The sequence below is a fragment of the Ideonella sp. WA131b genome, from assembly GCA_023657425.1.
Taxonomy (GTDB): domain Bacteria; phylum Pseudomonadota; class Gammaproteobacteria; order Burkholderiales; family Burkholderiaceae_C; genus Rubrivivax.
On sequence record JAGTJW010000002.1, the window covers coordinates 745,179 to 765,972 of the forward strand.

The 20,794-nt window shown below is 70.4% G+C and carries 19 protein-coding genes and 1 tRNA gene; 9 read left to right on the forward strand and 11 right to left on the reverse strand.

Translation table 11 applies throughout. The annotated features are described in order from the left end of the window. Window positions 1–104 precede the first annotated feature (104 nt). Both KA711_13440 and galU read left to right on the forward strand, forming a co-directional pair. Window positions 105–2,999, forward strand: a complete 2,895-nt coding sequence (locus KA711_13440; GenBank protein ID MCM0609973.1) for a valine--tRNA ligase — start codon at window positions 105–107, stop codon at window positions 2,997–2,999. Window positions 3,000–3,036: 37 nt separating this feature from the next. After that, complete coding sequence (gene galU / locus KA711_13445; protein MCM0609974.1) at window positions 3,037–3,903, forward strand: UTP--glucose-1-phosphate uridylyltransferase GalU; 867 nt, start codon at window positions 3,037–3,039, stop codon at window positions 3,901–3,903. A 22-nt stretch (window positions 3,904–3,925) separates the two neighbouring features. Here galU and KA711_13450 read toward each other — a convergent pair whose 3' ends face one another. Genes KA711_13450 through cysM form a run of 3 tightly spaced genes read right to left on the reverse strand, consistent with a single transcriptional unit; the run spans window position 3,926 to window position 5,624 of the window. Then, complete coding sequence (locus tag KA711_13450) at window positions 3,926–4,153, reverse strand: sulfurtransferase TusA family protein (GenBank protein MCM0609975.1); 228 nt, start codon at window positions 4,151–4,153, stop codon at window positions 3,926–3,928. Window positions 4,154–4,167: 14 nt separating this feature from the next. Then, window positions 4,168–4,707 (reverse strand): NUDIX domain-containing protein, encoded by a 540-nt coding sequence (locus KA711_13455; protein ID MCM0609976.1) that lies wholly within the window; start codon window positions 4,705–4,707, stop codon window positions 4,168–4,170. 2 nt (window positions 4,708–4,709) lie between these two features. After that, the gene (gene cysM, locus KA711_13460; GenBank protein MCM0609977.1) at window positions 4,710–5,624 is read right to left on the reverse strand and encodes a cysteine synthase CysM; all 915 of its coding nucleotides are present in this window, start codon (window positions 5,622–5,624) and stop codon (window positions 4,710–4,712) included. Window positions 5,625–5,710: 86 nt separating this feature from the next. Between cysM and KA711_13465 the strand changes: the two genes are divergently transcribed. Then, window positions 5,711–5,795, forward strand: a tRNA-Leu gene (locus KA711_13465). A gap of 24 nt (window positions 5,796–5,819) precedes the next feature. Continuing rightward, window positions 5,820–6,518 carry a rhomboid family intramembrane serine protease gene (locus tag KA711_13470; protein ID MCM0609978.1) on the forward strand — a complete coding sequence of 233 codons (699 nt, stop codon included), beginning with the start codon at window positions 5,820–5,822 and terminating at the stop codon, window positions 6,516–6,518. On the opposite strand, the gene KA711_13475 is transcribed toward KA711_13470, so the two are convergent. Next, the gene (locus KA711_13475) at window positions 6,519–7,415 is read right to left on the reverse strand and encodes an NAD-dependent epimerase/dehydratase family protein (protein ID MCM0609979.1); all 897 of its coding nucleotides are present in this window, start codon (window positions 7,413–7,415) and stop codon (window positions 6,519–6,521) included. A 56-nt stretch (window positions 7,416–7,471) separates the two neighbouring features. Between KA711_13475 and KA711_13480 the strand changes: the two genes are divergently transcribed. Further along, a complete protein-coding gene (locus tag KA711_13480) occupies window positions 7,472–8,515 on the forward strand; it encodes a CDP-6-deoxy-delta-3,4-glucoseen reductase (protein MCM0609980.1) in 1,044 nt (347 codons plus the stop codon). A 55-nt stretch (window positions 8,516–8,570) separates the two neighbouring features. Continuing rightward, a complete protein-coding gene (gene ilvD, locus KA711_13485; protein ID MCM0609981.1) occupies window positions 8,571–10,247 on the forward strand; it encodes a dihydroxy-acid dehydratase in 1,677 nt (558 codons plus the stop codon). A 6-nt stretch (window positions 10,248–10,253) separates the two neighbouring features. Here the strand turns inward: ilvD and KA711_13490 are convergent, their stop codons facing one another. Both KA711_13490 and acs read right to left on the reverse strand, forming a co-directional pair. Next, entirely contained in the window at window positions 10,254–10,631 is a 378-nt protein-coding gene (locus KA711_13490) for a TIGR04438 family Trp-rich protein (protein MCM0609982.1), read from the reverse strand. A gap of 463 nt (window positions 10,632–11,094) precedes the next feature. Continuing rightward, window positions 11,095–13,071, reverse strand: a complete 1,977-nt coding sequence (acs, locus tag KA711_13495) for an acetate--CoA ligase (protein ID MCM0609983.1) — start codon at window positions 13,069–13,071, stop codon at window positions 11,095–11,097. 170 nt (window positions 13,072–13,241) lie between these two features. Here acs and KA711_13500 point away from each other — a divergent pair, with 170 nt between their 5' ends. Together KA711_13500 and KA711_13505 are read left to right on the forward strand one after the other, a co-directional pair. Next, window positions 13,242–14,768, forward strand: a complete 1,527-nt coding sequence (locus tag KA711_13500) for a fumarate hydratase (GenBank protein ID MCM0609984.1) — start codon at window positions 13,242–13,244, stop codon at window positions 14,766–14,768. Window positions 14,769–14,792: 24 nt separating this feature from the next. Next, window positions 14,793–15,419: a threonylcarbamoyl-AMP synthase gene (locus KA711_13505; protein MCM0609985.1), complete on the forward strand. Its 627-nt coding sequence runs from the start codon at window positions 14,793–14,795 to the stop codon at window positions 15,417–15,419. Between the two features lie 24 nt (window positions 15,420–15,443). Here the strand turns inward: KA711_13505 and KA711_13510 are convergent, their stop codons facing one another. Beyond that, entirely contained in the window at window positions 15,444–15,788 is a 345-nt protein-coding gene (locus KA711_13510; GenBank protein ID MCM0609986.1) for a RidA family protein, read from the reverse strand. Between the two features lie 2 nt (window positions 15,789–15,790). After that, the gene (gene plsY, locus KA711_13515) at window positions 15,791–16,438 is read right to left on the reverse strand and encodes a glycerol-3-phosphate 1-O-acyltransferase PlsY (protein ID MCM0609987.1); all 648 of its coding nucleotides are present in this window, start codon (window positions 16,436–16,438) and stop codon (window positions 15,791–15,793) included. Window positions 16,439–16,571: 133 nt separating this feature from the next. Between plsY and KA711_13520 the strand changes: the two genes are divergently transcribed. Then, a complete protein-coding gene (locus KA711_13520) occupies window positions 16,572–16,940 on the forward strand; it encodes a hypothetical protein (protein ID MCM0609988.1) in 369 nt (122 codons plus the stop codon). A gap of 27 nt (window positions 16,941–16,967) precedes the next feature. On the opposite strand, the gene KA711_13525 is transcribed toward KA711_13520, so the two are convergent. The 3 genes from KA711_13525 to KA711_13535 all read right to left on the reverse strand — a co-directional run bounded on the left by KA711_13525 (window position 16,968) and on the right by KA711_13535 (window position 20,782). After that, window positions 16,968–17,462, reverse strand: coding sequence for an aminoacyl-tRNA deacylase (locus tag KA711_13525; GenBank protein ID MCM0609989.1), 495 nt, complete (start codon window positions 17,460–17,462; stop codon window positions 16,968–16,970). Window positions 17,463–17,585: 123 nt separating this feature from the next. Further along, entirely contained in the window at window positions 17,586–18,908 is a 1,323-nt protein-coding gene (locus KA711_13530) for a UDP-N-acetylglucosamine 1-carboxyvinyltransferase (protein MCM0609990.1), read from the reverse strand. A gap of 113 nt (window positions 18,909–19,021) precedes the next feature. Next, complete coding sequence (locus KA711_13535; protein ID MCM0609991.1) at window positions 19,022–20,782, reverse strand: AMP-binding protein; 1,761 nt, start codon at window positions 20,780–20,782, stop codon at window positions 19,022–19,024. Window positions 20,783–20,794: the final 12 nt, after the last annotated feature.

The following is a 20,794-nucleotide window of genomic DNA, read 5'->3' on the forward strand; positions in this document are numbered from 1 at the left end:
CCGCGGGCGGCCGGCGGCCCTGCGCGGTCCTCGGCCGCTGACGGCTCGGGCATGGGTGGATCCTAGAATCATCGGTTGACCTGCATTCTGGCCCCGGCCCCGCCATGACCGACACGCCCAAGTCCTTCGAACCCGCTTCGATCGAGGCCCGCTGGGGCCCGCGCTGGGCCGGGGACGGCGCCTTCGCGCCCACGCTCGACGCGGGCAGGCCCTCGTTCTGCATCCAACTGCCGCCGCCCAACGTGACGGGCACGCTGCACATGGGCCACGCGTTCAACCAGACCATCATGGACGCGCTGACCCGCTACCACCGCATGCGCGGCCACAACACGCTGTGGGTTCCGGGCACCGATCACGCTGGCATCGCCACGCAGATCGTCGTGGAGCGCCAGCTCCAGGAAGGAGGGCTCAGCCGCCACGACCTTGGCCGCAAGAACTTCGTCGCCCAGGTGTGGGACTGGAAGGCGAGCAGCGGCGCCACGATCACGAACCAGATGCGCCGCCTGGGCGACAGCGTTGACTGGAGCCGCGAGTACTTCACGATGGACGAGTCGCTTTCGGCCGTCGTCACTGAGACCTTCGTGCGGCTCTACGACGAGGGCCTCATCTACCGCGGCCAGCGCCTGGTGAGCTGGGACCCGCAGCTCAAGAGCGCCGTCTCCGATCTGGAGGTGGAAAGCGAAGAGGAAGACGGCTTCCTCTGGCACATCGCCTACCCGCTGTCCGACGGCAGCGGTCAGCTCGTGGTGGCCACCACGCGCCCCGAGACCATGCTCGGCGACACCGCGGTGATGGTGCACCCGGAAGACGACCGTTATGCCGCGATGGTGGGCAAGACGGTGACGCTGCCGCTGGTGGGACGCGAGATCCCGGTGATCGCCGACGCCTACGTCGACCGCGCCTTCGGCACCGGCGTCGTCAAGGTGACGCCGGCCCACGACGCCAACGACCACGCCGTGGGCCAGCGCCACGGGCTGCCGATGATCGGCGTGCTCGACCTCGACGCCAAGGTCAACGCCAACGCCCCCGAGGCCTACCGCGGCCTGGACCGCTTCGTGGCGCGCAAGAAGGTCGTGGCCGATCTCGAGGCGCTGGGCCTGCTGGTCGAGACCAGGAAGCACAAGCTGCAGGTCCCGCGCTGCGCACGCACCGGCCAGGTGGTCGAGCCCATGCTCACCGACCAGTGGTTCGTGGCGGTCGAGAAGCCCGGCCTGAACCCTGATGGCACGCCGGGCCTGAGCATCGGCGAGAAAGCCCGCCGCGCCGTGAGCAGCGGGCAGGTGCGCTTTGTGCCCGGCGAGTGGGTCAACACCTACAAGCACTGGATGGACAACCTGCAGGACTGGTGCATCAGCCGCCAGCTCTGGTGGGGCCACCAGATTCCGGCCTGGTACGGCACGGGTGGCGAGGTCTTCGTGGCGCGATCCGAGGCCGAGGCGCGCGAGCGCGCCGCCGCGGCCGGCTACACCGGCGGGCTCACGCGCGACGAGGACGTGCTCGACACCTGGTACTCGTCGGCGCTGGTGCCGTTTTCGTCGCTCGGCTGGCCCCGGCAGACAAAGGAGCTCGATCTGTTCCTGCCCAGCACGGTGCTCGTCACGGCCTTCGACATCATCTTCTTCTGGGTCGCCCGGATGATCATGATGACGACGCACTTCACCGGGCAGGTGCCCTTCCGCGACGTCTACATCCATGGCCTCGTGCGCGACGCGCAGGGCCAGAAGATGAGCAAGAGCGAAGGCAATGTGCTGGATCCCGTCGACCTCATCGACGGCATCGCGCTGGAGCCCCTGCTGGCCAAGCGCTCAGCCGGCCTGCGCAAGCCCGAGACGGCGCCGCGCGTGCGCAAGCAGACTGCGGCGGAGTTTCCCGAAGGCATCCCCGCCTACGGCGCCGACGCGCTGCGCCTGACCATGGCCAGCTACGCCACGCTGGGCCGCAACATCAACTTTGACGCCAAGCGCTGCGAGGGCTACCGCAATTTCTGCAACAAGCTCTGGAACGCGACCAAGTTCGTGCTGATGAACTGCGAGGGCGCCGACTGCGGGCTGGCCGAGCACAGCAAGGCCGAGTGCGCACCGGCCGTGTTCGACGCCGCCGGGCAGATCACCACCCCGGCCGGGCCCTACCACGGCTACCTGCGCTTCAGCCCCGCCGACCGCTGGATCAGCGGCGAACTGCAGCGCGTGGAAGACGCGGTGGCCAGGGCCTTCGCCGACTACCGGCTCGACACCGTGGTCTCGGCGATCTACGGCTTCGTCTGGGACGAATACTGCGACTGGTACCTCGAGATCGCCAAGGTGCAGCTGGCCGAAGCCAAGAGGGCCGGCGACGAGAGCACCGCCCGCGCCACGCGCCGCACGCTCATCCGCACATTGGAGACCGTGCTGCGCCTGCTGCACCCGGTGGCGCCCTTCATCACTGCCGAGCTGTGGGAGGCGGTGGCGCCGGTGGCCAGGCGCAAGGGCCAGGTGGACAGCGTCGTCACCGCGCCCTACCCACAGGCCCAGCTCGAGAAGGTGGACGCGAAGGCTGACGCCTGGATCGCCCAGCTCAAGGCCGTGGCGGCCGAGGTGCGGCGCCTGCGCAGCGAGATGGGGCTGCAGCCGGGCGAAAAGGTGCCTCTGATCACGCTGGGCGATGACGGTTTCGTGGGCGTCGCCACACCGCTGCTGACGGCGCTGGTCCGCCTGTCCGAGGTGCGCATGATGGCCGACGAAGCCGCCTTCGCCGCCGCCACGCAGGCTGCGCCGGTGGCGGTGGCCGGCGGGCTGCGCCTGGCGCTGTTCGTCGAAATCGACGTCGGTGCCGAGCGCGCACGCCTGGACAAGGAGATCGCCCGGCTGCAGGGCGAGGTCGCCAAGGCCACGGCCAAGCTGGGCAACGAGAGTTTCGTGGCGCGCGCGCCGGGCGCCGTGGTGGCGCAGGAGCGCATGCGCCTGGCGGACTTCGAGACTGCCGTCACGCGGCTGGCCGGCCAGCGCGCGCGGCTCGGCTGACAGAATCCCCGCCACCGCCGCGAACCCCCACTCCACCATGCCCATCCGCAAGGCCATCTTCCCCGTCGCCGGCCTCGGCACGCGCTTCCTGCCGGCCACCAAGGCCCAGCCCAAGGAGATGCTGCCGGTGGTCGACAAACCGCTGATCCAGTACGCCGTGGAGGAAGCCTACGCTGCGGGGGTGCGCGAGATGATCTTTGTCACCGGCCGCCACAAGCGCCCGATCGAAGACCACTTCGACATGACCTTCGAGCTCGAGGTGGCGCTGGAGCAGGCCAAGAAGACCGAGCTGCTGGAGGTCGTGCGCAGCGTCAAGCCCGACGACATGGAGTGCATCTACGTTCGCCAGGCGCAGGCGCTGGGCCTGGGCCACGCCGTGCTGTGTGGCCAGCGCTTGGTGGGCTCCGAACCCTTCGCGGTGCTGCTCGCCGACGACCTGATGGTGCACGACAAGCCCATCTTGGCGCAGATGGTGGAACAGTTCGCCGAGTGGCGCGCCAGCATCATCGCCGTGCAGGAGGTGCCGGCCGAGCACACGCGTCGCTACGGCATCGTCGCCGGCACCGAGGTGAACGCGCGGCTGGTGGACGTGAACCGCATCGTCGAGAAGCCCGCGCCCGAGGTGGCCCCCTCGCGCCTGGGCGTGGCCGGCCGCTACATCCTGACGCCGGGGGTCTTCCACGAGATCGCCACGCAGCCGCGCGGCGTGGGCGGCGAGATCCAGCTCACCGACGGCATCGCCTCGCTGCTGCGGCGAGAGAAGGTGTTTGCCTACCGCTACGAGGGCAAGCGCTACGACTGCGGCAGCAAGGAGGGCTTCCTGGAGGCCAACGTCGAGCTGGCCCTTGCGCACCCCCAGCTGGGACCAGGCTTTCGGGAGTTCCTGAAGGGCCTGGCGCTGTAAGGGGCCCGCCCTCGCGCGGCCGTTAGCGGCGGCGCAGGATGTGCGTGTACTCGGGGCCGGCCGTGCCTTGCTCCACAAGCTCATTGCCGGTCTGGCGGGCGAAGGCCTTGAAGTCGCGCACCGAACCGGCGTCGGTGCTGATCACCTTCAGCAGCTCACCGCTGCCCATGTCGGCCAGCGCCTTCTTGGCCTTGAGGATGGGCAGGGGGCAGTTCAGCCCCCGGGTGTCGAGTTCGCGGTTGACGTCCATGGCAGCGTTGGATTCTAGGTTCGAGGCGGGAATTCGATGAATCGGGCTTCATGCCCCCGGCTCCGCAGCCAGTCGGCCAGCGCGTAGCCAGTGCCGGCGGGCCAGCAGCGCACGTCAGCCGGGGCAAAGAGCTTGTACTCGGCCAGCTCGGGGCTCAGCCGCACCGGGCCCTGTGCCTGCACGTGGTAGGCGATGATGACCTGGTTCATGCGCTGGAAGTCGTAAACGCCGATCAGCGACACGCGCTCGGCCACCAAGGCGGTTTCTTCAGCCACCTCGCGCGCGATGCCGGCCTCGGGCGTCTCACCGGCTTCCATGAAGCCGGTGATCAACGCAAACATGCGCCCGCTCCAGGCGGCGTTGCGGGCCAGCAGGATCTGGCCGTCGCGGTCGATGCACTCCACCACCGCCGCCAGCACGGGCGTGGGGTTGTTCCAGTGCGTCCAGCCGCAGGCCGGGCAGCGGATGCGCGTCTTCGCACCACCGTCCTCCTCGGCCTGGATCGCCGCCAGCGGCGTGCCGCAGGCCAGACAGAAACGCGGCTCGAAGGCCATGCTCAGGCGGGGAACACGCCGGTCGACAGGTAGCGGTCGCCGCGGTCGCAGACGATGAACACCACCGTCGAGCCCGGCTCGCGCCGGGCGATCTGCAGCGCCACCCAGCAGGCGCCCGCAGCCGAGATGCCGGCAAACAGGCCCTCCTCGCGCGCCAGGCGCCGCGCCATGTCCTCGGCGTCGGCCTGGCTCACCAGCACCAGCTCGTCGACGTTCGCGGCGTCGTAGATCTTCGGCAGGTAGGCCTCGGGCCACTTGCGAATACCGGGGATGCGGCTGCCCTCGCTGGGCTGGGCGCCGACGATGCGCACCCCCGGGTTCATGCGCTTCAGATAGCACGAGACGCCGGTGATGGTGCCGGTGGTGCCCATGGCACTCACGAAGTGCGTGACGCGCCCGCCCGTGTCGGTCCAGATCTCCGGGCCGGTGGTCTCCTCGTGCACACGCGGGTTGTCGGCGTTGGCAAACTGGTCGAGCACGCGGCCTTTGCCGTCCTTCTGCAACTGCTCGGCGAGGTCGCGCGCGTACTCCATGCCGCCGCCTTTGGGCGTGAGGATCAGCTCCGCGCCGAAGGCCTTCATGGTCTGCGCCCGCTCGATCGACAGGTCCTCCGGCATGATCAGCACCATGCGGTAGCCGCGGATGGCCGCAGCCATGGCCAGCGCGATGCCGGTGTTGCCGCTGGTGGCCTCGATCAGCGTGTCGCCGGGGCGGATGTCGCCGCGCTCTTCGGCGCGGCGGATCATGCTGATGGCCGGGCGGTCCTTGACCGAGCCCGCCGGGTTGTTGCCCTCGAGCTTGCCCAGCAGCACGGTGTCGTCGCCGATGCCCAGCCCGCGGGGCAGGCGCTGCAGCCGCACCAGCGGCGTGCCGCCGATGGCGTCTTCGAGGGTCTTGTAGGTCGGAGTGGCGCTCATGGGTCTGGATTGTCGCAGGCACACCAGGGCCGTGCAGGGTGCGTGAGATACTCACGCGGCCCTCCGGCGCACCAGCGCTGCACCTCGCCCGCGTGACGAAATCGGTAGACGTAGCGGATTCAAAATCCGCCGCCGCAAGGCGTGCCAGTTCGAGTCTGGCCGCGGGCACCAACCCTTCCAGGCACTTCCTCGCCCATGCCGCCGCTGTCACCGACCACCCGCAACGTGATGATCGTCTGCGCGGTGGCGTTTGCGCTGTCCCTGTTCGCGCCGCTGAGGCAGTGGCTGGCCCTGTGGCCGCTGGCCTCGGGCCAGTTCATGCCCTGGCAGCTCTTGAGCTACGCGCTGCTGCACGGCGATCTCTCACACCTGCTGTTCAACATGCTCGGCCTGTGGATGTTCGGCTCCGAGCTCGAGCGGCTTTGGGGCCCCCGGCGCTACCTGCAGTTCATGGCCGGCGCGGCCGTGGCGGCGGCGCTCGCGCAGCTGGGGGTGACGGCGCTGATGGGCAGCGCCGCGCCCACGGTGGGCGCCCCCGGCATCCTGTTCGGCCTGCTGATGGCGTATGCCTTGAGCTTTCCGCGGCGGCAGTTTGATCTTGTCGGCTTCCTGCCCGTGGTGCTGCTGCTGATGCCCTCGCAAGTGCTCAACATCGCCGGCATGGTGCTGTTCTTCGTGATGTTCACCAACCGCCAGGCGGTGCCCATCCCGCCGGTGCTCGTGCCGGCGATGACGCTGGTGGCCATCTACGGAGCGCTCGAGCTGTTCCTGGGCATGTTCTTCCGCAGCGGCATCGCACATTTCGCCCACCTGGGCGGCCTGCTCGGCGGCTGGCTGATGATGGCCTGGTGGCGCGGCCGCTTCCGGCGCGACACGCGCTCGGGCCGGCGCTGATCAGGGCCGGGAGCCGAGCCCCTCGGCCACCGTCGGGTGGCGCAGCACCAGGCGCAGCTCGCCCTTGAGGCGTTCGTTGCCGATGCGACGCGACTCGCCCATGAAGCTCATCGTCATCGACGAAAGCCGGCTTGCCGCCTCGGCGCGGCTCAGCCGGTGCACAGGTGGCAGGCCGGCGATCCGCGCCACGAGGTCGAGGTAGTCGCCCATCTTCAGATCGGTGTCGTCGCACACGTTCACCACGCGCTGCGGCTTGGCGCGGGCCAGGGCCGCCACGCACGCGCGCGCCAGGTCATCGGCATGGATGTGGTTGGTGTAGACATCGTCCTCGGTGCGCAGCGCCGGCATGCCGCGCCGCACGCGCTCGCGCGGGTCGCCGCCTTCGCGGTCGCCCGCGTAGATGCCGGGTATGCGCAGCAGCGCCGTGCGCACGCCACCGGCACGGCCGCGCTGGCGCACGCGGGCCTCGGCGTCGACGCGGCGCCAGGCGCGATCGGTCTGGGGCGTGGGCAAGGCGGTCTCGTCGATGCGGGCACCGCCGCGGTCGCCATAGACGCCGGTGGTGCTGGCGTAGACGAGCGTCTGCACACGGCCGCCACGCGCCAGCGCCGCCAGCAGAGCAGCGGTGCGCGGATCGGTGCGGCCGCTGCCGGGCGGCGGTGCCAGGTGCAACACGGCGTCCGGCAGACCGCCGAGCCGGCCCAGCGTGGCGGGCGTGTCCAGGTTGCCCTGCAGCGGCAGCGCCCCGGCAGCGCGCAAGAGCGGCACGCGGGCCGGCGTCGAGGTCAGCACGAACACGCGCCAGCGACCGCGCACCAGCGGCAACACGCGCAGGCCGACGTCGCCGCAGCCCACGATGAGCAGGGTCGGGCGGCGGAAACGGCGGGGCAAGGACATCGGCGGGTGCAGGGCTGGGTGATGGCAGGGTCGGGGGTCGAGGGCACAATTCCACCATGAGCTTCAAGATCACCCTCGAACCCTCGGGCCGGCAGTTCGACGTGGCTGCCGACGAGGCCATCCTGCCCGCCGCCATTCGCCAGGGCGTCGGCCTGCCTTATGGCTGCCGCGATGGTGCCTGCGGCTCGTGCAAGAGCCGCCTCGTGGCCGGCCAGGTGAAACACGGCCCGCACCAGATGAAGGCGCTGCCCCCGGCCGAGGCCGAGCAGGGCTACATCCTCACCTGCTGCGCCGTGCCGCAGACCGACTGCACCGTGCACGCACGCAGCGTCCCCGGCGCGGGCGAGTACCCGGTGCTGAAGCTGCCCACGCGGGTGATCAGCATCGACAAGCCCGCGCCCGACGTGGCGGTGCTCAAGATGCAGCTGCCAGCCAATCAGAACCTGCAGTACCGCGCCGGGCAGTACGTGGAGTTCATCCTCCGCGACGGCGCGCGCCGCAGCTACAGCATGGCCAACGCGCCGCACCTGGTGGGCAGCCCGCCAGCGATCGAGCTGCACATCCGCCACATGCCTGGCGGCAAGTTCACCGACCACGTCTTCGGCGCGCTCAAGGAGAAGGACATCCTGCGCATGGAAGGCCCCTTCGGCAGCTTCTTCCTGCGCGAGGAGTCCGACAAGCCGATGGTCTTGCTGGGCAGCGGCACCGGCTTTGCGCCCATCAAGGCGCTGATCCAGCAGCTGCAGCTCAAGGGCTCCACCCGCCCGGCCGTGCTGTACTGGGGCGCGCGCCGCCGCGCCGACCTGTACCAGCACGGCTGGTGCGTGCAGGCTGCCACCGAGCTGCCCTGGCTGCGCTACGTGCCCGTGCTTTCCGAGCCCACGGCCGATTGCGCCTGGAGCGGCCGCACCGGCTTCGTGCACCGCGCCGTCATGGCCGACTGGCCCGATCTCTCCGGCCACCAGGTCTACGCCTGCGGCGCACCGGTGATGGTGGAGTCGGCACAGCGCGACTTCAGCGCACAGTGCGGCCTGCCGGCCGAAGAGTTCTACGCCGACAGCTTCACCTCCGAGGCCGACAAGCAGGGCGCCACCGCCTGACGCTGCCCGCCGCCCACGCCGCCCACACCCGCCACCGATTTCGACCGAGGCCCCCATGTCCTTCAACCGCCGCAGCAAGAACATCACCGAAGGCGTCGCCCGCGCGCCCAACCGCTCCATGTACTACGGCATGGGCTACGCCGAGGGCGACTTCGGCAAACCGATGATCGGCGTGGCCAACGGCCACAGCACCATCACGCCCTGCAACAGCGGTCTGCAGAAGCTGGCCGACGCCGCGGTGGCCGAGCTCCAGGCCATCGGCGCCAACGCGCAGCTCTTCGGCACGCCCACCATCAGCGACGGCATGGCCATGGGCACCGAGGGCATGAAGTACAGCCTGGTCAGCCGCGAGGTCATCGCCGATTGCATCGAGACCTGCGTCGGCGGCCAGTGGATGGACGGCGTTCTCACCATCGGCGGCTGCGACAAGAACATGCCCGGCGCCATGATGGGCATGATCCGCGCCAACGTGCCGGGCATCTTCGTCTACGGCGGCACCATCCTGCCCGGCCGCTACAAGGGGCAGGATCTCAACATCGTCAGCGTCTTCGAGGCCGTGGGCCAGTTCAGCGCCGGCAAGATGAGCGAGGAAGACTTCTGCCAGATCGAGAAGCGCGCCATTCCCGGCAGCGGCAGCTGCGGCGGCATGTACACCGCCAACACCATGAGCTCGGCCTTCGAGGCGCTGGGCCTGAGCATCCCCGGCTCCTCCACGCTGGCCAACGTCGAAGACCCCATCGTCGAGTACACCCGCGAGGCCGCTCGCGTGCTCTACCGTGCCGTGCAGGCCGATCTCAAGCCGCGCGACATCGTCACCAAGCAGGCCATCGAGAACGCCGTGGCGGTGATCATGGCCACGGGCGGCAGCACGAATGCGGTGCTGCACTTCCTGGCCATCGCGCACTGCGCCGAGGTCGACTGGACCATCGACGACTTCGAGCGCATGCGGCGCAGGATCCCGGTGCTGTGCGACCTCAAGCCCAGCGGTCGCAACCTCGCCATCGACCTGCACCGCGCCGGCGGCATCCCGGCCGTGATGAAGGAGCTGCTCGACGCCGGACTGCTCAACGGCGACTGCATCACCATCACCGGCAAGACGGTGGCGGAGAACCTGGCTGCGCTGCCGTCGCTGCGCACCGACCAGGACGTGATCCAGCCGGCGCGCAACCCGATCTACGCCCAGGGCCACCTGGCCATCCTGAAAGGCAACCTCAGCCCCGAGGGCGCCGTGGCCAAGATCACCGGGCTGAAGAACCCCGTCATCACCGGCCCGGCGCGCGTGTTCGACGACGAGCAGAGCGCGCTGGCCGCCATCATGGCCGGGCGCATCGTGGCCGGTGACGTGATGGTGCTGCGCTATCTGGGCCCCAAGGGAGGCCCGGGCATGCCCGAGATGCTGGCGCCGACCGGTGCACTCATCGGCCAGGGTCTGGGCGAGAGCGTGGGGCTCATCACCGACGGCCGCTTCAGCGGTGGCACTTGGGGCATGGTGGTGGGCCACGTGGCGCCCGAGGCCTATGCCGGCGGGCTGATCGCACTGGTGCAGGAGGGGGACTCGATCACCATCGACGCGCACCAGCTGCTGCTGCAGCTGCACGTGCCCGACGACGAGATCGCGCGTCGGCGTGCGGCCTGGAAGCAGCCCGCCCCTCGCTACACGCGCGGCGTGCTGGCCAAGTTCGCCAAGAGCGCGGCCAGCGCCAGCCGGGGCGCGGTGCTGGACTCGGACTGACTCCCGCTACGTGCCCGACCCACGGCGCTGCTCGATCCCGGACGGCGCCACCACCTTGGGCGCCCCGTCGGAACCGTCGTGCGTGGGGTCGGCAGAGACCTGCCGCGCCTGGGCCTCGGTCTGGCGGGTGACGATGCGGTCACGCCGTTTGCCGGTCACCTTATGGCTCAGCCGGGCCAAGGCCTTCTCGCGGCGATCGAGCTTGCGCTGCGCCATCCGCTGCATCGCGCGGCTCTGCGTCCAGCCGGATCTGTCGGCGAACGCCCACCACAGCACGGCCAGGCCGAACGGCAGTGCCACCCACCAGCCGCTGAACTCACCGAGCGGCCCCACCTTGCCCAGCCACAGGCCGAGCAACAGCACACCGATGACGACGAATGCCACGGCCAGGGCCTCCTGCGCGACACTCTAGGAGCGTGGGCGGCAGAAATCCAGCCCCGCGTTGGGCCGACTTCGGGGCCCAGGCCAGGCGCCGCGCGCAGCCCGGGCTGTACGCCCGGGCCAGCGTGGCAACGCCGCAAGGGCCCCGAAATCGGCCCAACCCGAAGGGCCGGGGCGGCCAAAGCCGCTGGCGGGTGTTGCGCCGCTGGCGCGGGCGTGTAGCCCGCGCTGCGCGACGCGCCTACGCCAGTGGCTTTGGCCGCCCCGGCGCGGGGCTGGATTTCTGCCGCCCACGTTCCTAGCGCAGGGTGCCGCTGGCCGACCGTGAGAGATCAGTGGGCCTGGCCCAACTGATCGAGGATCGCCGGATTCTGGTGCCCGCTCACATCGCTGCGCGATATGAGCAGGCCCCGAATCAGGCAGTTCGCGTCGCTGCGCGCCGCACCGCGCATTCGCGCGGCCTCGATCAGTGGGCCTGGCCCAACTGATCGAGGATCGCCGGATTCTCCAGGGTGCTGGTGTCTTGCGTGATGGCCTCGCCCTTGGCGATGCTGCGCAGCAGGCGCCGCATGATCTTGCCGCTGCGTGTTTTGGGCAGGTTGTCGCCGAAGCGGATGTCCTTGGGCTTGGCGATGGGGCCGATCTCCTTGGCCACCCAGCTGCGCAGCTCGTTGGCGATCTTGCGCGCCTCCTCGCCGCTGGGCCGCGAGCGCTTGAGCACCACGAAGGCGCAGATGGCTTCGCCGGTGGTGTCGTCGGGGCGGCCCACCACGGCGGCCTCGGCCACCAGCTCGGTGCAGCTGACCAGCGCGCTCTCGATCTCCATCGTGCCCATGCGGTGGCCGCTCACGTTGAGCACGTCGTCGATGCGGCCGGTGATGGTGAAGTAGCCGGTCTTCGCGTCGCGGATGGCGCCGTCGCCGGCCAGGTAGTAGCCCTTGAGCTCCGGCGGGTAGTAGCTCTTCTTGAAGCGCTCGGGGTCGCCCCAGATGGTGCGGATCATGCTCGGCCAGGGCTTCTTGATGACGAGGATGCCGCCCGCGCCGTTGGGCACGTCGGCGCCGGTCTCGTCGACGATCGCGGCGGTGATGCCCGGGAACGGCAGCGTGCACGAGCCCGGCACCATGGGCGTGGCGCCCGGCAGCGGCGTGATCACGTGGCCGCCGGTCTCCGTCTGCCAGAAGGTGTCGACGATGGGGCAGCGGCTGCCGCCCACGTTCTGGTAGTACCACTCCCAGGCCGCCGGGTTGATGGGCTCGCCCACCGAGCCCAGGATGCGCAGGCTGCTGAGCTTGCTGTGCTTGGGGTGCACGGCGTCGTTGGTCTCGGCGGCCTTGATCAGGCTGCGGATGGCCGTGGGCGCGGTGTAGAAGATCGTGACCTTGTGCTTCTCGATCATCCGCCAGAAGCGGTCGGCCGCCGGGTAGGTGGGCACGCCCTCGAACACCACCTCGGTGCCGCCCAGGGCCAGCGGGCCATAGGTGATGTAGCTGTGGCCGGTGACCCAGCCGATGTCGGCCGTGCACCAGAACACGTCGTCGGGCTTGAGGTCGAAGGTCCAGGCGGTGGTGAGCGCCGCGTGCAGCAGGTAGCCGCCGGTGCTGTGCTGCACGCCCTTGGGCTTGCCGGTGGAGCCGCTGGTGTACAGCAGGAACAGCGGGTGCTCGGCGCCCACCCACTCGGGCTCGCAGGCCTCGGACTGGGTGGCGAGTTCCTCGTGCAGCCACAGGTCGCGCCCGGCCTTCCAGGCGACATTCCCGCCCGTGCGCTTGTAGACGATGACGTTCTTGATGCTGTCGCAGCCGGGCATGGCCAGGGCCTCGTCGACGATGGCCTTCAGCGGCAGGCTCTTGCCGCCGCGCGCCTGCTCGTCGGCGGTGATCACCATCACGGCGCCAGCGTCCTCGATGCGGTCGCGCAGGCTCTGCGCGCTGAAGCCGCCGAACACCACCGAGTGCGTGGCGCCGATGCGCGCGCAGGCCTGCATGGCGGCCACGCCTTCCACGCTCATGGGCATGTAGATGACGACGCGGTCGCCCTTCTTCACGCCGCGCGCCTTGAGCACGTTGGCGAACTGGCCCACCTTGGCCAGCAACTGCGCGTAGGTGACCTTGGTGACGGTGCCGTCGTCGGCCTCGAAGATGATGGCCGTCTTGTCGCCCAGGCCGCGCTCGACGTTGCGGTCGAGGCAGTTGTGCGAGACGTTCAGCGTGCCGTCCTCGAACCACTTGAAGAACGGCGCGTTCGACTCGTCGAGCACCTTGGTGAACGGCGTCTTCCAGCTGACGAACTCCCGCGCGAGGCGGGCCCAGTAACCGGCGTAGTCGGCAGCGGCCTCGTCGCACAGCTTCTGGTAGGCGGCCATGCCCGAGACGCGGGCGGCCGCCACCAGGGCGGCCGGCGGCTGGTGGGTCTTGAGCTCGGTGGCGGCGTTGTCGCTCATCGCTTGTCTCCGTTGAAGGCGTGTCAGAGGTAGGTTGGTTCAGGGCGGGATGCTGGGAACGGGCTCTGACAAGGTGCTGACGGGCCCGGAACCTACAATTTGCCGCATCCCGCCCGCGGCCGACACGCCGCGAAAACCCGGCAGCCGCCCCTCCCCACCCCGCGCCCGCCATGCCCACCACCATCAAGGCCGCCGACCTCATCGACAGCATCGCCGCCGCGCTGCAGTACATCAGCTACTACCACCCGGCCGACTACATCGCCCATCTGGCCCGCGCCTACGAGCGCGAGCAGGGCCCGGCGGCCAAGGACGCCATCGCGCAGATCCTCACCAACAGCCGCCTGTGCGCCGAGGGGCGCCGCCCCATCTGCCAGGACACCGGCATCGTCAACGTGTTCCTGAAGATCGGCATGGACGTGCGCTGGGAAGGTTTCGCCGGCAGCATCGAGGATGCGATCAACGCGGGCGTGCGCAAGGGCTATCTCAACCCCGACAACGTGCTGCGCGCCAGCGTGCTCGACGACCCCATCTTCGCGCGCAGGAACACCAAGGACAACACACCGGCCGTCGTGCAGGTGGAGCTGGTGCCCGGCGACAAGCTCGACGTCACCGTCGCGGCCAAGGGCGGCGGCTCCGAGAACAAGAGCAAGCTGGCCATGCTCAACCCCAGCGACGACATCGTCGAGTGGGTGCTCAAGACCGTGCCGACCATGGGCGCCGGCTGGTGCCCGCCGGGCATGCTGGGCATCGGCGTGGGCGGCACGGCCGAGAAGGCGGCGCTGCTGGCCAAGCAGGCGCTGATGGACGACATCGACATGCACGAGCTGCTGCAACGCGGCCCGGCCAGCAAGCTCGAGGAGCTGCGCATCGAGCTCTACGAGAAGGTCAACGCCCTGGGCATCGGCGCACAGGGCCTGGGCGGCCTGACCACCGTGCTGGACGTGAAGATCAAGACCTTCCCCACGCACGCCGCGAGCAAGCCCATCGCCATGATCCCCAACTGCGCTGCCACGCGGCACGCCCACTTCGTGATGGACGGCTCAGGCCCGGTGTACCTGGACCCGCCCAGCCTGGACCTCTGGCCTGACGTGCACTGGGCGCCCGACTACAACAAGAGCCGCCGCGTCGACCTGAACACGCTCACCAAGGCCGAGGTGGCCAGCTGGAAGCCCGGCGACACGCTGCTGCTGTCGGGCAAGCTGCTCACCGGCCGAGACGCCGCGCACAAGCGCATCCAGGACATGCTCGCCAAGGGCGAGCCGCTGCCGGTGGACTTCACCAACCGCGTCATCTACTACGTGGGCCCGGTCGACCCGGTGCGCGACGAAGTCGTGGGCCCCGCCGGGCCGACGACGGCCACGCGCATGGACAAGTTCACCCGCATGATGCTCGAGAAGACCGGCTTGATCGCCATGGTCGGCAAGGCCGAGCGCGGGCCCGTGGCCATCGAGGCCATCAAGGACGCGAAGAGCGCCTACCTGATGGCCGTGGGCGGCGCCGCCTACCTGGTGAGCAAGGCCATCAGGGGCGCCCGGGTGGCGGGCTTCGCCGACCTGGGCATGGAGGCCATCTACGAGTTCGATGTTGTGGACATGCCGGTGACGGTGGCGGTGGACGCCGGCGGCACCAGCGTGCACAGCACGGGTCCCAAGGAGTGGCAGGCCCGGATCGGCAAGATCCCGGTGGCGGTGGCCTGAGGCGGTGGCCGGGGCGGGCGCCCGATGTCGCAGTACTTCGAGGTCCACCCCACGCACCCGCAGCCGCGCCTGCTGAAGCAGGCGGCGCAGATCCTGCACGAGGGCGGCATTGCCGCGGTGCCCACCGACAGCAGCTACGCCCTGGTGTGCCATCTGGACGACAAGGCCGCCGTCGAGCGGCTGCGCCGCGTCCGCGGTGTCGACGAGAAACACCACCTCACGCTCCTGTGTCGGGACCTGAGCGAGCTCGCCCGCTTTGCGCGGGTGGACAACCGCCAGTACCGCCTGCTCAAGCTGGGCACGCCAGGGCCTTACACCTTCATCCTCGAGGCCACGAAGGAGGTGCCGCGCCGGGTCAGCCACCCCAGCCGTCGCACCATCGGCCTGCGCGTGCCCGACCACCTGGCGCTGCAGGCGCTGCTCGAGGTCTTCGGCCAGCCACTGCTGGGCACGACACTCATCCCGCCCGGCGAGGCCGAGGCGCTGAACGACGCGCAGGAGATCCGCGACCGTTACCAGAAGGCGCTGCAAGCCGTGGTGGACGCCGGAGCCTGCCCCCTGCAGCCCACCACCGTGGTGGACCTCAGCGGCGACGAGCCCGTGCTCGTGCGCCGGGGCCGCGGCGACCCCGCCCGGCTCGGTCTGCTCTGAAGGCCGCCCGGCCCTGGAGGGGGTTCAGAGCGCGGCGGTGACGACCATCTCCACGCGCCACTGCGGCCGCGCCAGCTCTGCCTGGACGGTCGCCCGCGGCGGCGCGCAGCCGGCGGGCAGCCAGGCCTCCCACACCGCGTTCATGCCCGGAAAGTCGGCCAGATCCTTGAGGAAGATCTCCACGCGCAGCAGCCGGCTCTTGTCGGTGCCGGCGCGCGCCAGCAGCGCGTCGATGGCCGCCAGCACCTGCTGCGTCTGGCCGGTGATGTCGGCGCTGCCGTCGGCGGCCACCTGGCCGGCCAGGTAGCACACGCCGTTGTGCACGGCCATTTCCGACAGGCGGGGGCCGACGTCGAAGCGTTGAACCATGGTCAATGTCCCTTCTTGCGAGACGCGGTGGCCGCCTTGGTGGCGGATGCGCCGAACTTGTTCTCCGTGCCGGCCAGCAGCTTGCGGATGTTGCCCTCGTGCCGCCACACCAGCAGCAGGCTCATCAGGGCCAGCGCCAGCAGCGCCGGGGAGACGCCCCAGATCAGCGCCTGGTAGAACGGCGCGAACACGGCCGCCACGATGGAGCCCAGCGACACGTAGCGCGAGAAGAACACGATGATGGCAAAGCTGGCCAGCGTGGCCACGGCCAGCATCGGGTTCCAGGCCATCAGCACGCCGGCGGCGGTGGCCACGCCCTTGCCGCCCTGGAAGGCAAAGAACACCGGCCACAGGTGGCCCGTGAAAGCCGCCAGGCCCACCCAGGCCGCGGCCTCGGCGGACAGGCCCACGCGCTCGCCGTAAGCCAGGCACAGCACCACGGGCACGAAACCCTTGAGCGCGTCGAACACCAGCGTGAGCACGGCCGCCTTGCGGTTGCCCGAGCGCAGCACGTTGGTGGCGCCGGGGTTGCCGCTGCCATAGCTGCGCGGATCCGCCAGCCCGAAGACGCGGCTGAGGATCACCGCGAACGACAGCGATCCGACGAGGTAGGCGGCAAGGAGCGCTCCGGCAATCCACATCCATTCCATGGCGGGCGCGAGTGTACGGGCGCGCCGCACCGTGCCTGCGCGTTGAGGGATTGCCCTGTGCGTGGTTTCCGCAGCCGCGCCCGCGGCGTCGGGCAGGACACTTGTCCTACCAAAAACCTGAAGGCCTTCGACCATGCTGCTCGACGCGGCCGCGCTGCGCACGGCGCTGTCTGCCGCCAGCGCCGGCTGCGCGCACTGCGCGGCGCTGCGTGCGCCGGGCTGGGAGTCGGTGACCGGGCCGATCGGCGCGCCGCTGCTCGAGCCCGTGGGCAGCTTGCGCGACCTGTCCATCGAAGAGCCCACGCTTGACGAGCGCCACGCGCCGGGCACGAGCTACTGGCACGCCCGCGCGCCCATCGTGCCGACGCACTTTCCGTACAACCGCTGCACCGTGTGGCGCTGCCCGCAGTGCCGCCGCGGCTTCCTGCAGTACACCGAGGCCGGCGGCTACTACGTCGACCACCGGCTGCGCGAGCTGGACCCCACGCTGCTGGAGGGCTGAGCGCCTGAACCGGCGCCGCCCCGGCCTTCAGGCCGCCAGCGCGCAGCGCACCGGCACGGCGCCGAGCCCGGTCACCAGCACACCGGGCTCCAGCCCCACCAGGAAGCCGCGCCGCCCGCCGTTGATGCAGATGCGCGGCAGCTCCAGCACGCCGGCCTCCACGAACACGCGCATCGCCTTCTTCGTGCCGAAGGGCGACGTGCCGCCGACGAGGAAGCCGCTGTGGCGCTGCGCCACCTCGGGCTTGCAGGGCTCCACGCTCTTGACGCCGATGGCGCGCGCCAGGTTCTTGGTGCTCACCTGGCGGTCGCCATGCATCAACACGATCAGCGGCTCGGCGCGCTCGTCCTGCATCACCAGCGTCTTGATCACGGCGTGCTCGTCCACGCCGAGCTGCCGCGCGCTCTCGGCGGTGCCGCCGTGCTCGACGTAGTCGTACGGGTGCTCGGTGTAGGCCACGCCACGCGCCTTGAGCCAGGCGGTGGCGGGGGTTTCGCTGACGTGTTTGTCTTTCCTGGCCATCGTATGCAAGCTCGACCGGTGCTTCGACAGGCTCAGCGCGAACGGGGAAACCCCTCGGTGTGATCGGCGCGAGCGAAGAAGAATCCCCGTCCGGGCTGGGCCTGTCGAAGCCCCCGGGGAACCTCAGTCGCCCTCGACCCACTCCACGTGCGCACCCAGCGCGCTGATGTTCTCGGCGAAGCGCGGGTGCGCGCGCCGCACCGGCGTGGCGTTGCGGATGACGCTGCGGCCCGGGATGCTGCAGGCCACCATCAGCAGCGCGATGGCCACGCGGATGATGTAGGGGCTCTCGACCTCGGCCGCCGCCAGCGGCTTGCCGCCGAAGGTGATGATGCGGTGCGGATCGCTCTGGAAGGCGTGGGCGCCGAACTTCGAGAGCTCGCTCGTCCAGCCCATGGCGCCCTCGTAGACCTTGTTCCAGTACATCATGCTGCCCTCGGCACGCACGCCCAGGGCCACGAAGATGGGCAGCAGGTCGACCGGCAGGTAGGGCCAGGGCGCGGCCTCCACCTTGGGCAGGATGTTCTGCGTGAAGGGCTGCTTCACGCGCAGCGGGCCGTCGGCCACGGCGCGGCTGAAGCCGCCCTCGTGGTGCACCTGCACGCCGAACTTGGCGAAGGTGCGGTCGATCAGCGGAAACTGCTCCGGCGCCGAGTTCTTCACGACGATCTCGCCGCCGGTGATGGCGCCCAGCGCCATGAAGGTGACGGCCTCGTGGAAGTCTTCCGCGAAGCGGAATTCCACGCCCTCGGGCCGGCCCAGCGATGCCACGCCGTGCACCGTCAACCGGCTGGTGCCGATGCCCTCGATGCGCGCCCCGAGCAGCGCCATGAACTGGCAGAACTCCTGCACGTGCGGCTCGCTGGCGGCGTTCATCAGCGTGCTGGTGCCGCCGCCGGCCGTGGCCGTGGCGGCGCACAGCACGAAGTTCTCGGTGGTGGTGACGCTGGCGTAGTCCAGCCAGTGCGCGTTGGCCTTCAGGCCGCCGTCGGCCGTGCGCATCACCAGCGCCTCGCGTCGGCGCTCCACCGTGGCGCCGAAGCGCTCCATCACCTCGACGTGGGGGTCGATCTCGCGCACGCCCAGGGTGCAGCCCTGCACATCGTTCTCGATGCGCGCGGCGCCGAAGCGCGCCAGCAGGCCCGGCACCAGCATGATGGAGCTGCGCATCTCCTCGGGCAGGTGGTGCACATCGGGGTCGAAGCGCGTGTCGGCGTGGTGCAGCGAAAGCGTGCCGGCGGTGTAGTCCACCTGCACCTGGCTGCCGAGCTGGCGGAAGATCTCGAGGATCTTGCGCACGTCGGTGATCTCGGGGATGCCGACCAGGCGCACCGGGTGGCGCGTGAGCAGCGTCGCGCACAGGATGGGCAGCACGGCGTTTTTGTTGGCGCTGGGCACGATGCGGCCCGAAAGCGGGCTGCCGCCGTGGACGATCAGGTGGGGCATGGTGGGGGCGGAGCGGAAGTCAGGCCCGCATTGTCGCCGGGGGGCAGCGCGGGTGGGCGCGGGCACTTCGACAAGCTCAGTGCGAACGGATCGTCAGGCCCACCCACACCCGTTCAAGCCGATCCTGTCGAAGCCCCCCGCCCCGCCCGGAGCTCCTCCTGAAGCCGCAGCACCCGCCGCTGCACCTTGCCGGTGGTCGTCATCGGCAGCGCCTCGATGAACTCGATCTCTTTCGGGTACTCGTAAGGCGCCAAGCGCCCGCGCACGTGCTGCTGCAGCTCAGCCACCAGCGCCTTGCCAGGCTCGAACCCCGGAGCCAGCACCACGTAGGCCTTGACCACCGCGCCGCGCTCGGCATCGGGCTTGGGCACCACCGCCGCATTGGCCACCGCCGGGTGCTTGACGAGGCAGTTCTCCACTTCGCTGGGGCCGATGCGGTAGCCGGCGGCCTTGAAGACGTCGTCGCTGCGGCCCTGGTACCAGAGGTAGCCGTCGGCATCCATCACCGCCGTGTCGCCGGTGCGGCACCAGCTGCTCAGAGGGCTGCCGGTGAACTTGGCCGCCGTGGCGCGCGGGTTGCGCCAGTAGCCGAGAAAAAACACGGGGTCGGGCTCGCCGTGCCCGTCGAGCCGGTGCACGGCCACGTCGCCCGGCGTGCCGCGCGGGCACTCGCGGCCCTCGTCGTCGATCACGGCCACGCGGTGGCCGGGGTAGGCGCGGCCCATGCTGCCGGGCCGGGCGGGCCAGCCCGGGTGCTCGCTGCCGTCGGCCGCCACCCAGCGGCCGCAGTTGCCGACGATGTAGTTGATCTCGGTCTGGCCGAACATCTCGTTGACGGTGACCCCCAGCGCCTCGCGGCACCAGTGGAAGACGGCGTCGCCCACGGCCTCGCCGGCACTCATCACGGCGCGCAGCCGCAAGGTGTACCGCTCGCGCGGCGCCGGCACCGCTTTCATGATCGCCTTCAGCGCCGTGGGGAACAGGAAGCTGTGCGTCACGCGGTGGCGCTGCATCAGCGACAGCGCCGCATCGGCCCCGAACCGGCCCTGGTAAGCCACGATGGTGCGGCCGAAGTACAGCGTGGGCAGCAGCGCGTCCATCAGGCCGCCGGTCCAGGCCCAGTCGGCCGGGCTCCAGAAGACCTCGTCGCTGGCCTCGGGCCGGCCGAGGCCGAACCAGTTCTGGCTGCACACGAAGCCGGTGAGGTTGCCGATGAGCGCGCGATGCGGGATCAGCGCGCCCTTGGGCGGGCCGGTGGTGCCGCTGGTGTAGATGAGCACGGCCGCGTCGTCGGCGTGCGTGTCGGCCACGGGCGGCACGCGGCGCTTCGTGGCCAGGGCGGCGGCCCAGTCCACATCGCCCTGCCCGGATGCGCCGCCCACGGCCACCACGGTGCGCAGGGCCGGGCACTCGGCGCGCACGGCGTGCAGGTTGGGCATGGCGGTGTCGTCCACCAGCGCCAGCACGGCCGCGCTGTCCTGCAGCCGGAAGGCCAGCGCCTCGGGGCCGAAGAGCATGGACAGCGGCATCGCCACCGCGCCCAGGTGGTAGATCGCCAGGTGCGCCACGGCTGTCTCGGGGCGCTGCGGCATCACCACGGCCACGCGGTCGCCGCGCTTCACGCCCAGGCCGGCCAGCGCGGCGGCCAGGCGCAGCGACTGCGCGTGCAGCCCGGCGTAGCTGAGCGTGCCCGAGCGGCCGTCCTCGTGCTCCCAGGCGATGGCGGTGCGGCCGGCCACCGCCGGGTCGGCCGCCCAGCGCGCGCCACAGACCTGGCCGATGTTGAAACGCTCGGGCACGCGCCAGCGCAGGCCGCCATGCAGCAGCGCCCAAGGTTCAGCGGCATGGCCCGGGGCCGCCTGTCGGTCGTTCATGGCGCGAGCTTA

What these genes read in the sequence shown, in the direction of transcription:
- KA711_13470 (MCM0609978.1), top strand. Translation starts at nt 5,820, where the DNA reads ATGCCGCCGCTGTCACCGACCACCCGCAACGTGATGATCGTCTGCGCG.
- cysM (MCM0609977.1), bottom strand. Translation starts at nt 5,624, where the DNA reads ATGAGCGCCACTCCGACCTACAAGACCCTCGAAGACGCCATCGGCGGC.
- KA711_13475 (MCM0609979.1), bottom strand. Translation starts at nt 7,415, where the DNA reads ATGTCCTTGCCCCGCCGTTTCCGCCGCCCGACCCTGCTCATCGTGGGC.
- KA711_13535 (MCM0609991.1), bottom strand. Translation starts at nt 20,782, where the DNA reads ATGAACGACCGACAGGCGGCCCCGGGCCATGCCGCTGAACCTTGGGCG.
- galU (MCM0609974.1), top strand. Translation starts at nt 3,037, where the DNA reads ATGCCCATCCGCAAGGCCATCTTCCCCGTCGCCGGCCTCGGCACGCGC.
- acs (MCM0609983.1), bottom strand. Translation starts at nt 13,071, where the DNA reads ATGAGCGACAACGCCGCCACCGAGCTCAAGACCCACCAGCCGCCGGCC.
- ilvD (MCM0609981.1), top strand. Translation starts at nt 8,571, where the DNA reads ATGTCCTTCAACCGCCGCAGCAAGAACATCACCGAAGGCGTCGCCCGC.
- KA711_13455 (MCM0609976.1), bottom strand. Translation starts at nt 4,707, where the DNA reads ATGGCCTTCGAGCCGCGTTTCTGTCTGGCCTGCGGCACGCCGCTGGCG.
- KA711_13505 (MCM0609985.1), top strand. Translation starts at nt 14,793, where the DNA reads ATGTCGCAGTACTTCGAGGTCCACCCCACGCACCCGCAGCCGCGCCTG.
- KA711_13440 (MCM0609973.1), top strand. Translation starts at nt 105, where the DNA reads ATGACCGACACGCCCAAGTCCTTCGAACCCGCTTCGATCGAGGCCCGC.
- KA711_13450 (MCM0609975.1), bottom strand. Translation starts at nt 4,153, where the DNA reads ATGGACGTCAACCGCGAACTCGACACCCGGGGGCTGAACTGCCCCCTG.
- KA711_13520 (MCM0609988.1), top strand. Translation starts at nt 16,572, where the DNA reads ATGCTGCTCGACGCGGCCGCGCTGCGCACGGCGCTGTCTGCCGCCAGC.
- KA711_13500 (MCM0609984.1), top strand. Translation starts at nt 13,242, where the DNA reads ATGCCCACCACCATCAAGGCCGCCGACCTCATCGACAGCATCGCCGCC.
- KA711_13530 (MCM0609990.1), bottom strand. Translation starts at nt 18,908, where the DNA reads ATGCCCCACCTGATCGTCCACGGCGGCAGCCCGCTTTCGGGCCGCATC.
- KA711_13510 (MCM0609986.1), bottom strand. Translation starts at nt 15,788, where the DNA reads ATGGTTCAACGCTTCGACGTCGGCCCCCGCCTGTCGGAAATGGCCGTG.
- KA711_13525 (MCM0609989.1), bottom strand. Translation starts at nt 17,462, where the DNA reads ATGGCCAGGAAAGACAAACACGTCAGCGAAACCCCCGCCACCGCCTGG.
- plsY (MCM0609987.1), bottom strand. Translation starts at nt 16,438, where the DNA reads ATGGAATGGATGTGGATTGCCGGAGCGCTCCTTGCCGCCTACCTCGTC.
- KA711_13480 (MCM0609980.1), top strand. Translation starts at nt 7,472, where the DNA reads ATGAGCTTCAAGATCACCCTCGAACCCTCGGGCCGGCAGTTCGACGTG.